Here is a 12,751-nt window from a genome sequence, read left to right as displayed (position 1 = left end):
TTAAGTATACAAAGATGCTAAGGTCAAAGAATTAGTAAATACGATCTTGATTATAGGTCAATCCTGTCGAAGGGATATAGCGAGCGGGCTTTCCTCCAGCAATACGCACAATGCGTATAAGAAAGATAAATACTAAAAACTGCCTCAATAGTAGATGATCTACTACTGAGGCAGCCTAATCGAACCATTATTGAAGGACAACGATAAATGTTCTGTATTGGTCTTGCGAAGCAAAGTTTATCGTAAATTGTTTAATATTATTGGCAGTCGTACTGCCAACACGATTATATGTGATTCTAAAGTCATTGCCGATCGCGATCGTATCTTGCTGAGCCGCAGTCGTTCCTGCCGTGTAAACAATATCACTAACCCACATTTTGGCTTGGAGAATATTATTAACTGGTGTAATCTGATCTTGCGTATTTTGATTTACGAAACTGCCGTAATTGGAAACGACTTGAATCTGTCCCATCAGTTTCGTGTCCCAGACAAAAAGGTTGTTCAATGCCAGTGTAGCCCCGCCGGATACATTTTTTGGCGAGGTTTGATTAATTTTAAGTTCAGTTACATCCATAGGATCGCCAGAGATCGGGTATTCTATGGAAAGATCTTTTTGTCCGTTCGGTGTATCGAAGAAAACCTTCAAGGTTGTTTTACCTGCATTAATACCAATAAACTTAGGACTTGCAGGATCGCCGTTAAATGCAATGATATTCGGATTACTAACGGCTAACCACTTGACCTTTGGCGTGTAGGAGACTTTATAGCCTGAGCTGTCTTTGACACCAACTACGACATCTTTACCAGCGAGCCTGTAACTGGTGTTAGCGAATAAGTATGTCGCATCCGTAACGCTCTTCGTATTTCCCCAATCGTAATATAATTTTCCGGCTGCATTTAAGCCGTCTCCCATGTCTAACCAGTAGACAAGATCCGCTTTTTTAATGTCTACGACATTCAATGATACGGAAAGGGAGTCTAACATCTCTACGATTTGCAGATTACTGTCAACTTGAACTAATGTAGCGATTAAGCGATAACTTCCCTTCAATGTTGCATGTGGTGTGACAGTGATACTTTTGCCTGCTATTTGACTGACATCTCTCATTAGTGTAGGAACTGCATCAGAAAGAGTAACTGCTCCGGATGTGGCGGTAATAGCTCCTGTATCTCCACTAATTTTTTCAAGTTTCATTTCAACCATGTAATCCAAATTGGATACGCTGTATTCAATATCGTACTGATCATAAATTCTAAATGTCGTTGATGGTTTTACCCCATTAAATAATGTAACACTCACAGAACTCTCTGCATCGAGTTTAATGGTGTTAGGCTTGCGAGGCTTCTCAATATTTAAGGGCAGCGTGACCACTTCATTTAGTGCGTTCAATCGAACATTAATGGTTGCTGGACCTGCAGCTTTTATCTCTTTGGCACGAATTTGACCATCCGTTGATCTAATTGCCACTTGTCTTTTTAAACCAGATACAGGATCTGTACGTGTCTGCGTATCTGCTTCCAACACGATACCTCCTGTGGCGTAAACTGAAATTCTACCTGTTGTTTCCGCCTCTACAATTTCGGCAGTACTAAACTCGTAGCCGGTTGAATCCTTGATAACCAATCCGAACAATTTCTCAACGTCACCTTCCGCCGCCGGTTCCGCTAATGGTTTGATTTCCACAGTAGCAGGTGTTTTGAATGCTGTTACATTGATTGTGGTTGATACCTGCTCACCCGCACTGAATAAGTTGACGATTACTTCCTTATCGCCGTCTAAATCCGTACTGGCCTCCAACTGCAATTCCGGAAAACCATCATTGTCAAAGTCAACGAAATCATTTCCATTTGATTGATTAATGACATTTCCCGTTGCGGTAAAAGACTTATGAATTCCCATGTTTAACATGCTGATATCTGTAACGGGAAACTCATTTTGATCATAGGCTTTCAATTGGAGATAAGCTCTGACACCAGCCTTAAAGATCAACTGTCCACCGGGTATCTTCAAATCTCCGATTTCAACCTTAGATACAATCGGAATATCTCCAACGATGAACGTTTTACTTGCTGTCTTGAAGCTGCGTTTTTCCAGCATCGAAACGATCACTTTGCTGCCCATTAATTCTTTGCTTAAATCAATGGTAAAAGCATTATCACCAGGATAAAAGTCTACTTTGCGATTCTGAGCTCCAACTGTGATATTCAAATCACTTGCCGACAGAATCACATCCTCACCATACTTATTTGTCGCTTTGAACTCGATTCTTACCTTGGATTTAGGAAGCTTTTCTGTTGAGGTAACAATTTCCAATTTTTGAATCTGTCCGACTTCAGAAATGAACTCAAGTTTATTCTTATCCATGCTGCCAGCATCCAAACCTGATAATTCTACTGTATATTTGCTATACGTTAATGGATCCATTTCGAGCGTGGCGTTAGTATTGTCATCTGCCCATTCGGTGCTGGATGGCAATGCTGTATCCGAGCCGTATTTCGTAATATTCAAGACGGCTTTGTTCACATCGACATCTCGATTAAGTCTGACGGATATTTTACCTGTCCCAATTAACTTGACTTCGGCAATAGAAGCTTTAGCAGGTTTAGCTGTTGTCTTATGCAGTTGCATAGCATCATACGCTGCTAATGCAAATACTTTTTTAGAAACAGCGGTATTTCCGCCGAATTTTCCATCCGCCTGGTTCATCATAATTTTTTGTTTAATTGCGTAGGCAACATAGCTCTTATACGCAGTGTCAACAGATTCGTCTTTACTTGGTGTCTCTGCCTGAGCTTTCTCATCCAAACCAAGTCCTTTGATTAGCAGCATGGCGAGTTCTTGGCGGGTCACTTGTCCGGCAGGATTATACGTATCTTTTACATCATAGGTGAGAGCCGAGTTCTTCAAAGCTTCGATATAAAGAAGCGCAGGATCATTCCATTGTACGTCAGTGAAACTCGAAGTTTTGACCATGCTATCTATACGTAATCCTAAAACGATGGCGACGGTTTTCGCCAGTTGCTCACGCGTGATTTGTTGCTCTGAACCGAATGAGGTTTCAGATGCTGTTTCGATCGCTTCGATTTTTAACAAAGAAGTAATCTTTTTCCTGTCATCCTTCGAGCTGCTTTTCAAGTCTGCGAGCTGGTCAGCCAGAAACGTATCTGAGGTGACTGACGATGTAGGAGCTGTTGTTGCATGCGATGTCGCAGGTGTAGTCACTGTAGATGGCGTCGCAATTGTTGCATTTTGCGATGTTGCTTCCTCCGCATAAGCCAATGGCGTTAAGCAGTAACAGAAGAGTAACAGCGATAAGAATAGTGCAAGTTGTTTATTCATTCGATACATGCACCTCCCGATTAATAAAACCTCTCACAAAACTAAAACGCTTACATTTTTGATAAAGCACTGAATTATCTCTAGACACATCAACCCACTCTCCGATCTCAAATTTACTTGCATAACCTTACTATATGGCAAAAAAGAGAACTTTCCATGGGGGCGTTTATGCATCTTTATAGGTTGTTTATTTCATCCTGCTGCTGGAGGTAGAAGGACGATTCTCCCCTCTTCCAACGTTACTTGAACCTTTTTCGTGTTCTTCACCCCGATCGAATCCAAGTAACCCGGAGGAATTTGCAGTCGACCTGCTTGGTCCAACACGGCATATTCGACATGGGACTCTTCTTCCTGGTCTTCGAACCCGTTTTTAGCATCCAGTAGTTCTTGATCGAACGATTTACGCCGCAAGATTTCCGACGACGTTTTCCCGTCTCGAATGGCAACTACGCGATCCACTTTTTTGGCAATCATCGGATCGTGCGTGACAATAACGATTGTAAGTCCTAGACTCCGGGTCAAATGCCGGAATAAATCAAGAATTTGGTTGGCCATGTTCGTATCGACCGAGCCAGTTGGCTCATCTGCAAGCAAAAGCTTCGGATGATTTGCCAGCGCGATCGCGATAGCAACCCGCTGCTGTTCACCACCCGAAAGTTGATTCAATTTGTTTTTTAGCCGGTGGCTAAGGCCTACGGCTTCCAGAAGTTCCTGAGCTCGTTCTTGCTTGCGCTTGCCCTGTAGTAAAATGGGCAATTCTACATTCTCCTGTGCGGTCAAATAAGGAATTAAATTCCGCGCATTATTCTGCCATACGAAGCCAACAGTCTCCCGTTTGTAACTCACAATGTCTCTCTCTGACATGCTTAATAAATCTTTACCATTCACGCTTAATTTGCCTGCTGAGGGGCGATCAAGCCCCCCAAGCATATTCAGCAAGGTTGATTTGCCACTTCCGCTGTTACCGATAATCGCCATTAATTCACCGGCCTCTACGTGCAAATCCAAACCTTGTAAAGCAACTACCTCCAAATCAGCCATTTTATAAATTTTGACCAAATTTTCACAATGAATCATACTAGTCCTCCCCCAGTTTAACCGCTTGATGAATGCGAATTCGAGATACGAAATAACCGAGCACGCTCAATCCAATCGAGATCATCACCGTGACAATCCAATATAGTCGGACTTGATCACGAGAGTCAAAGGTAACTTCAAATGGCGGAACTTGCGTTTTCGGATCGAACGATAACTCAAATAAAGGAACGAACAAATGACTCGCTACGTTACCGGTTAGAATGCCGATAATGATCGCAGCACCCGAAACCAAGATTTGCTCGCCAGCAAGCATCCCTATTAACTGATATAAGGAAATGCCCATCGCTCTTAAAATGCCAAACTGCAGCGTCCGTGCGAATAAGGATAGCACCCAATATAACAAAAACCCAAAAAAGCAAATGAAAATCGAAATCAGAAACCCAAGCGTCATCACACCATTGATGGCCATTTGGAAAGGATCTTTGATCGACTTGATCTGCTCCTGGTTGGCATCACTTAGAGATTCGATCTCATAGCCGTGATCAACGATGGCTTGATAAACCGTTTGGCTGCTTGCCCCTGGCTTCAGCTTCAGCCAAACCTCATAGGGCTCTAGTGCCAGATTGTTCTGAATATACGGCAGTTGGCCGATTACAAGCTTTGGTTTATTAACTTTCGTGGTGGTGCCCGTCTTTGTCGTAGTTGTTAATGTATCATTAACCCCTGGATTTGGATTCCAAGATGGCCAATAATCAATCACACCATACACAGTAAATTGGGCTCCTTCCACACCATCCCAACCTAAAGTTAGGGTGTCGCCGGCTTTCAGGCTATATTCTTCAGCCATCGATTTCGAAATTAGAACAGCAGAAGGGTTGCGAGCAATCAAGTTTAAATAGTCATTGAAATGATGTTCAAGTAATCGATCTCGCAGCCAAGCGGTTTCACCAAATTGTTTGCTTTCAATTCCCATAAGCTGAATCTTTTCTGTTGTCTTTCCATGCAAATAAGTCGCATCTTTTTTATTAAACACCTTTGCGGCGTGTTCCACACCATTCAGTTGTGTAAATGGTAAGAATGAGGGCTCCGTATACTGGGTTTTTACTGGAGCTTCGGATCCCGCCTCAGAATCCGACTCCTCCTCTTCCGACTCTTCAGATAAACCAGTTAAAATAGCCGGAGGAGCGTCATTCTCCCAACGAATTTGCATCGTAATATCGGCGCCCGCGGAATAAAGGATTTTATCCTCAGTATTCTTGTTGATTGTGCGTGTTGCACTGGCACTGAATAAACCTGTTGCAATCGTGATAATTAGAAAAACCATAATAAATTGATATTGGATGGTTGAACGGCTGACTTGTATAAATGTGCTGTATAGTGAAGGAGGCCACCATCGCCTGCCAACCTGAAATACCAAACGCATACACCAAGGATAGATTCGCAGAATGAGCAGACCCATCCCTAAGATAAACAGTGCGGGAATGAGAAATAGCAGTGGATCTACCTTCAAGTCGCCGGATTTTAAGCCGAGTGACAGCAGCTCCTTTATTCGCGTTTTATAATTATTCAAGCCGTAAAGAGCTACCCCAATCAACACGACATCAATGAAATACGTATGCCAGAAGGATCTTTTCTCCTGTCTGGCCGACTGCTGTTTTTGCCCAACAATCGTAACACGCATGGCAAGGAATACCGGACTCAACGTCATCACAAGTGAGCTTACGACTGCAATCAACCCATATAAGAAAGCATCCTGATTCACTTCAACTTCAAGCTTGGCCCTCTGTACGAATTCCAGAAATCCGCTGGAAGCCCCTAATAATTTAGTCAAAAGGGCGCCAAAATACGGTCCAATCATGAACGCAATCGTACCAAGGACTAATCCCTCCACAACATAACTGAGAATGATTTGCAATCGACTGGCACCACGACTGCGTAATACAGCGATCTCCGTTTTCTGACGATCCGTGATCAAGTTTGCAACCATATACAAATAAAAGGCGAGCATGAGCATAACAGGCACATTCAATGACCAGAGCATGAGCCTTAGATTGGTTTCTTTTACGTAATAGGCAGCAAGTGTTTGTAAGGCTGGCGCATTCATATTATGCGTTTCGTAACGTTGATCCATATATGTCGTGATTGTACGATGGGCATCAATGAAAGTGTTCGTGGATGCTAACGACATTTTGCTGTAATCAAGGGCCAAATACCAATAGCTAGACTGAAGATTAAGTTTGCTGCCTGCTGTGAACTCTTTTTCAAATAAATTAAAATCAATCAGAAAGCTGTTCTTATAGCTGCTTGAGATGTTATACCAGAACAAATCCTCGTAATCCTTACGATCAAATACACCTACAGGCTTAATGTAAACGGGTTGTTTCAGCTTCTCATCTTGGATTGTAAAAACAGTGTTAATCACCATGCCGAGCTCTGTCAAAGCTTCCTTTACAACAAGCGCTTCATACACACCATTCACCGGTTCTTTCTCCGGTAGTCGTCCGTCTAACAACCGTATGTGTTCCTCCATACCATCAATGGCAGAGAGATCCGCCGACCGCTGTCTGTTAATATCGACTTTGTCTGGTTCTGCCGGAGTTAGACCATATCGCTGCGTTGATCTTTCACGTACAAGCTGCTGAACAGGGATACCAAAGTTCTTGCTTGCTTTGTTCAGAAATACATCGGTTTCAGAGATCTTTTCGTTCTTTTTCTGATCTTCAGGCGCCATCGTTGCTGACAGCCAGTAAATGCCGGGATACTGACTGCTGGTAGTTTGCAATTGCTGCAGCTCTTTAATCAATAATCTTTGCAAGATAGCATTCGTATATATCGGCATTGTACTAGCAAGAGCCACAGATAACACCAATCCGAATAGCAGGCTAAGCTCCAGCCATTTATTATTGATCATTTTGCGCAAGATCATGATAAATAATGCCAATTTCTTAACCTCCTAATTATTTAGAATAATCTTCTGCCCTTCCGTTATACCTTTGCGTATTTCCACTTCTCTTGCTGCAACAATCCCTTTCTCCACATCTATTTCTTTCCTGCTTTCACCTTCCATGATCTGAACGTAGTCCCGCCCCATGTAGCTTCGAAGCCCCGATCTAGGTATAACCAGCACATTCTCTCTCTGTTCCGTCACAATGGTAATATCTGCTTGGGAACCGACCGACACTTCTGCTGGAAGTTTCGGAACATTAATAAAAAGAGACTTTGAATTTTTATCTTGAATCGTTTTATTATCGCTAATCGGAGCGGTCATTGGCGTTTGAACAACTTTCCCAACATACGACTTGTCTTTTATTTTGACGTTGACATCCATGTTGATCTCTACGCCGACCAAATCATTCTGACTGGAGGCCGTATACACAAGTTTCATACTATTCGGGTCTGAGATCGTCACTAGCTGTTTGTAAGCCGATACTTGATCGCCAAGTTTCATCGGTTCAATGTAAGTTATGATGCCGTCGACTGTTGCAACAAGCGTCGATCTCTCCAATTGGCTCCGCAGCGACTTTAACTGAAGTTGGGCGCTTTCATAATCGAGCATTTTCAAACGAACATCAGGATCATCACCGCCCTTATCGGCAATTACTTGTGCCATTGAAATTTTGATCTTTTCGATCGCTATTTCCTGCAGACGAATTTTCATTTCCAAGTCGCCCGTCTCTGTTGAAGCTACGACATCGCCGGCATGGACTTTGTCTCCTAATTTCACATTGAATGATGTTAATCTACCACTGGATTCTTTATAAAATAAGTAATCCATTTTATCGGATGCAAACGTCGCAACTCCCGTAATTTGCTTAGTTATATTAGCTTTCTTCGCTTCAAAAAGTGTTAATGATTCTGTAACAGGTTGAACAAGCGGCGGTTTCAATTCTGGTTCTTCCATTGGGAGCAAAGAGCATCCTGTCAAGGTTCCTGCCAAGCAACAAACCCCTAACGCCGGAAACAGTATTTTACTAATCTTATTTAACAATTTGACCATCCTCCAATGTGTATACATGATCGGCAACGCGCATGATTGAGGGATCATGAGTCGTCATTATAATGGTCATTCCCTCCTGTTGAACCAAATCCTTGAATACTTTCATCACCTGAAGGCCCATCCTACTGTCCAATTCTGCTGTCGGCTCGTCTGCCAGAATCAATGCAGGCTTATGTGCAATCGCTCTGGCTATCGCTACGCGCTGCTGCTCTCCACCGGACAGCTCATAGGGTCGATGCTTCATTCTCGTTTTCAACCCTACGAAATCAAGCGCCCTTTCCGCATAGTCCTTATAATGTACGGATGGAATGCCGGCAATTCGTAATCCGAACTCCACATTCTCGTAAGCCGTCATCAGGGGAATTAACGCAAAGGATTGGAATATTAATCCCATGTGTACACGTCTTAACTCATTGCGTTTCTTTTCTGAGAATCCGCTAATTTCGGCATTCTGAAAGTACACTTTGCCTTCCGTTGGCCTGTCAAGAGCTCCAAGCATATTCATTAACGTCGTTTTACCAGAACCAGACCGGCCTTTAAGAGCGACTAGCTGATGTGGGGCAATTGTTAGATTGGCTCCCTTCAAAGCGTGTACGGCGGAAGAACCTCGTCCAAATACCCTTGTAATACCTTCCGCCTTCATAAGAGCTGTGCCACTTTGCTGAAACTGCTCGATCGTCATGATAGTCACACTCCTTCATCGCAATTGTATCTATGAGAAAACCTCTATCGAGGCCATCCAAAGATGAGCGACCGCGTATAGAGGAAGGTTTTATCGCCAAATAGAAAGACGGTTTTCGGGAACCGAAAACTTATACTTTCACAAAGAGGAAACAGGATTGTTTCCTCTTTGCGAACGCTTACAGCTATGCAATTATTGAAAAGCAATCTGTTCAATTTTCGCTTCGCCGTAACCATTATCCCAAGCACTGACATCTACATAGAAATACAGCGGACCCGTGTAACCCGCTGGCAGGTCGATAACCGTTTCATAATTAAAATCACTGCCGCCATTTTTCGTGATGTTGAACAAGTCTCCCTCATATGTCGAAACCGTTACGGAAATATTAGCGTCTCTTTCCACATAATATGACCAACCAAATGAAAGTTGGGAAATATTCTCAACATTTATCTCACTTCTGGATACACCTGCACAATTTTCGGTATCACTGTAACCTGCTAATGTTAGACTGCCTTCACTGACATTTGCCGAGGAGTAGCAATGATTATAATTGGAATCACTGCTTGATATGTTCGTACTCCATTCTAATTGAGGGGGCGTTTGCGCAATGGCCGGCTGCGATAAGAAAAACAATAAGGAGCTCACAGACAGCAGGCTATAAAGCTTGATCTTTTTCACACGAACCACTCCCAAATTTAGATTTGTTAAAAAAAACTCCAGTTCACAAACTGGAGTTTTCGACATGTGAAAAAATACTAACCATTTTGCAAGGTCCATAAAAATAGAGCATCCATCATCGTCCATGCATCATCCGTGACCTCATCCGAGTCCCCCGAAAAGAAGAAATAGGAAATTCGGGCTTTCACTACATATCCGTTATCGGCTTTCGTACCTTTATCATAGTAATAAATGGTACCCTTGTTTTTGTCGCCAGGAACGGTCGCAATTACCTTCGCCTCTTTACCAACAAGACCGTAACCGAATGATCTTTTGGGATCAGCTTCTTTAAATACATCCACATTACCAGAGAACCCGCTAGCCACTTTATGCTTACTGTCAACAATACTAATCGATTTTCCGTTTGCAAATTCGGCGTTTTCTTCTATGGAAGAAAGACCTAGATAGTACATGCCGTGGTTTTTCCCGTATAACGTCGGAATCGCAACATCTTTCATGACTCCGCCTTTCAGGTACTTGGAGTTAATCGTTGGACTGATATAAACCAAATCATAGCCTTCCAACTTTTCAGGAGTCAATTTTCTTTCACTCAAATAAGTAACTCTAAATCCAAGCGCCTTCAGACGATCGCCAACCTTCGTATCCTCTACAGGAAGAGGAACGGATTCCCGTCCGATAATCACGACTCTTTTACCTTGAGCAGAAATTTCACCAGTAGGTTCAGCTGGTGTGTCCGGCTGAGTTGCAGGCGTACCTGGCTCAACTGTCGTTCCATCTGCCTCAATCAAATTCTTTGCTTCATAGCTTGCGAGCGCTAACATTTCACGAGTAGCAGATTTCGAACCGCCAAACGTTCCATCCTCTTGGTTGGTCATCAGATTCTTTTCAAGCGCAAGCGCGACATAACCTTTCGCCCAAGCGTCTACGGAACTATCTGAGACTGGCGTTGCGTTTTTAGCATCTTCCTCTAAGCCTAAACCCCTGATCAGGAAAGCCGCGAGTTCTTGTCTGGACACGGCGCCAGACGGTTTGTACGTTTTCCCCTCAGCGTCATATCCGTTTGTTAGCCCTGCCTTCTTCAGCGCCTCAATATAGGGAAGTGCATAGGAATTTGCTGGATCATCAGAGCGAACATCTGTAAAACTAGAGCTTGTAAGCGTTTCATCAATTGTCAATTTAAAAATGATGCCAGCGACTTTGGCGAACTGCGCGCGATTCATTTGGGCATCCAAACCGAATGTATCGTCCGTTAACCCATTAAACACTCCGCTTTGAATCAGTGAATTAAATTTGTCTTTTACATCCTGTGGAAGATCCTTTAAATCTTTAAAATCATCTACGGATTTTGTGGAAGCCGAATCCGTACCTTCTGCAAAAGCTAATGGAAGCAAAGAGAAAGATAACAGAAAAACGATTAATAACGAGGATATAAGTTTTTTCATAGAGATCTCCTTTAATGTTAGATTCTCAAAGAAACAAGCATATGTCAGTTAGTAAGTACCAGGATGAACTAATCGGCGAAAACAGTTACACCTCCCTTTTAATGACATTCAATCACTATCCCTACCTTAATATGAATTTACGAATCTATTATAGGGGCTTTTACTCATGTTTATAGGTCTTTAAGAGGCTGATTATTTCTTAGCAGCATTATCAACAGCAGATTTTTCAGCCTTTTTCGTTTCAATAGCTTTGGTCGATTGTTCTTCGATCATGCGCAGTGCCGTAACCGAATCCTTGGACTCTTTAAAAATCAAAGGACCGAACACATTTTGCATCGGGACATCGATATAAGTTAGGCCTGTTGCACGCGCCGCAGGCGGCATAGCTGTTTTGCCGTGGAAAATAGCTTTCGTGTTCTTCCCTTTCATTTGCGCCAAGTTTTGTCCGAATGCTTCCTGGACGGCTTTGGTTTCGAGCGGTACAATGACACCTTCTTTTGCCAAGTCGACTTGATGCTCTTCAGAAAGAATAGCAGCCATTACTTGAAAAGCTTTATCCTTTTTGGTGGATTGTTTCGAGATATACATACCGTAAAGGTTCGGTTGATACCTCGTATCCGGAACATCACTAAAAGAAGGTACCGAAACAACGTCGAAGTTCAAATTTTTGTTTTGCTCATGAAATGAAACGATATGGTCCACTGTCGCCACAGCCATAGCGATATTCCCTTTCGTTGCGAAAGTTTCGACGGTGTCAAATTGATTGGCTGGAATATCATAGAAACGTCTTAAGTTGTCAACAACCTTTTTCCATTCCGGTGTGTTCAAACTCGCCTTGTCTTCCGCTAGACTAAGCGGCGAAAGTGAAAGCTGATTGTAGTTCATGTAATGACCTGGGTTTTGAGAAAATCCTTTATACGTGATTTCACCCTCCACACGGGTTAGCCTTTTAGCCATTTCATAAGCTTCATCATAAGTCATACCATCCTTCGGATAGTCGACGCCGAATTTGTCGAAAATGTCCTTATTATAAAAGAGCACAAAATCATTATTGTTGAACGGTAGACCATAGAGTTTCCCATCGGGTGTCATATTTCTCATCTGAGCCATATGGGCTGGATTCAATTGGTTGGTATCAAAGTTGTATTTCTTGACTAAATCGCTGATGTCATACTGAAGGTCATTATCAATAATGTATCTTTGTGCATTCATTCGGGTATTGTCGAGGATAATGTCCGGTATGGTGCCCGCCGCAATCAAGTCCTGATATTGTCTGCCTGGATTATCCCAATGCACATGCTTAATCGTCAAATCTGGAAACTTCTTTTTCAGAAATTGACCGATCTGTTTGTCGAAATTTTCCTCTTTTGCATAGAAGGAAGGCCAGACCGTGTAAATAAACAATTCATTTTCTGGACTTGAATCCACTGGTTTGTTCGCAGTAGCGGCAGTACCTGAATCTAGACTGCTTTCACAGCCAGTCAAAAGTGTGAACAAGGATACGATTACAAAGGTGTTCTTTGCATATTTTTTCATGGGTTTAAGCAACTCCTTCGAAGAATAATTGCCCAATC

At 42.6% G+C, this 12,751-nt stretch carries 8 protein-coding genes; all 8 read right to left on the bottom strand.

The window, feature by feature from the left end; genetic code table 11:
- Positions 1–187 precede the first annotated feature (187 nt).
- The gene (locus ASG89_RS05320) at positions 188–3,340 is read right to left on the bottom strand and encodes a hypothetical protein (protein WP_057309400.1); all 3,153 of its coding nucleotides are present in this window, start codon (positions 3,338–3,340) and stop codon (positions 188–190) included.
- A 192-nt stretch (positions 3,341–3,532) separates the two neighbouring features.
- The gene (locus tag ASG89_RS05315; protein ID WP_057309398.1) at positions 3,533–4,417 is read right to left on the bottom strand and encodes an ABC transporter ATP-binding protein; all 885 of its coding nucleotides are present in this window, start codon (positions 4,415–4,417) and stop codon (positions 3,533–3,535) included.
- Between the two features lies 1 nt (position 4,418).
- Positions 4,419–7,319 carry an ABC transporter permease gene (locus tag ASG89_RS05310; protein ID WP_057309396.1) on the bottom strand — a complete coding sequence of 967 codons (2,901 nt, stop codon included), beginning with the start codon at positions 7,317–7,319 and terminating at the stop codon, positions 4,419–4,421.
- Between the two features lie 12 nt (positions 7,320–7,331).
- Complete coding sequence (locus ASG89_RS05305) at positions 7,332–8,279, bottom strand: efflux RND transporter periplasmic adaptor subunit (protein WP_235549614.1); 948 nt, start codon at positions 8,277–8,279, stop codon at positions 7,332–7,334.
- Positions 8,280–8,355: 76 nt separating this feature from the next.
- Positions 8,356–9,057 carry an ABC transporter ATP-binding protein gene (locus tag ASG89_RS05300; protein WP_057309392.1) on the bottom strand — a complete coding sequence of 234 codons (702 nt, stop codon included), beginning with the start codon at positions 9,055–9,057 and terminating at the stop codon, positions 8,356–8,358.
- 192 nt (positions 9,058–9,249) lie between these two features.
- A complete protein-coding gene (locus ASG89_RS05295) occupies positions 9,250–9,735 on the bottom strand; it encodes a hypothetical protein (protein WP_057309390.1) in 486 nt (161 codons plus the stop codon).
- Between the two features lie 77 nt (positions 9,736–9,812).
- Complete coding sequence (locus tag ASG89_RS05290; RefSeq protein ID WP_057309388.1) at positions 9,813–11,177, bottom strand: S-layer homology domain-containing protein; 1,365 nt, start codon at positions 11,175–11,177, stop codon at positions 9,813–9,815.
- A gap of 192 nt (positions 11,178–11,369) precedes the next feature.
- Entirely contained in the window at positions 11,370–12,713 is a 1,344-nt protein-coding gene (locus tag ASG89_RS05285; protein WP_082592757.1) for an ABC transporter substrate-binding protein, read from the bottom strand.
- Positions 12,714–12,751 lie beyond the last annotated feature (38 nt).

The sequence above is a fragment of the Paenibacillus sp. Soil766 genome (assembly GCF_001428105.1).
Classification (GTDB): domain Bacteria; phylum Bacillota; class Bacilli; order Paenibacillales; family NBRC-103111; genus Paenibacillus_E.
The sequence above is the reverse complement of the archived record's forward strand: the minus strand, read 5'-3'. Positions and strand labels throughout refer to the sequence as shown.

Coding starts and splice junctions, on each gene's coding strand:
- ASG89_RS05285 (WP_082592757.1), bottom strand. CDS start 12,713: ATGAAAAAATATGCAAAGAACACCTTTGTAATCGTATCCTTGTTCACA.
- ASG89_RS05300 (WP_057309392.1), bottom strand. CDS start 9,057: ATGACGATCGAGCAGTTTCAGCAAAGTGGCACAGCTCTTATGAAGGCG.
- ASG89_RS05320 (WP_057309400.1), bottom strand. CDS start 3,340: ATGAATAAACAACTTGCACTATTCTTATCGCTGTTACTCTTCTGTTAC.
- ASG89_RS05290 (WP_057309388.1), bottom strand. CDS start 11,177: ATGAAAAAACTTATATCCTCGTTATTAATCGTTTTTCTGTTATCTTTC.
- ASG89_RS05305 (WP_235549614.1), bottom strand. CDS start 8,279: ATGGAAGAACCAGAATTGAAACCGCCGCTTGTTCAACCTGTTACAGAA.
- ASG89_RS05315 (WP_057309398.1), bottom strand. CDS start 4,417: ATGATTCATTGTGAAAATTTGGTCAAAATTTATAAAATGGCTGATTTG.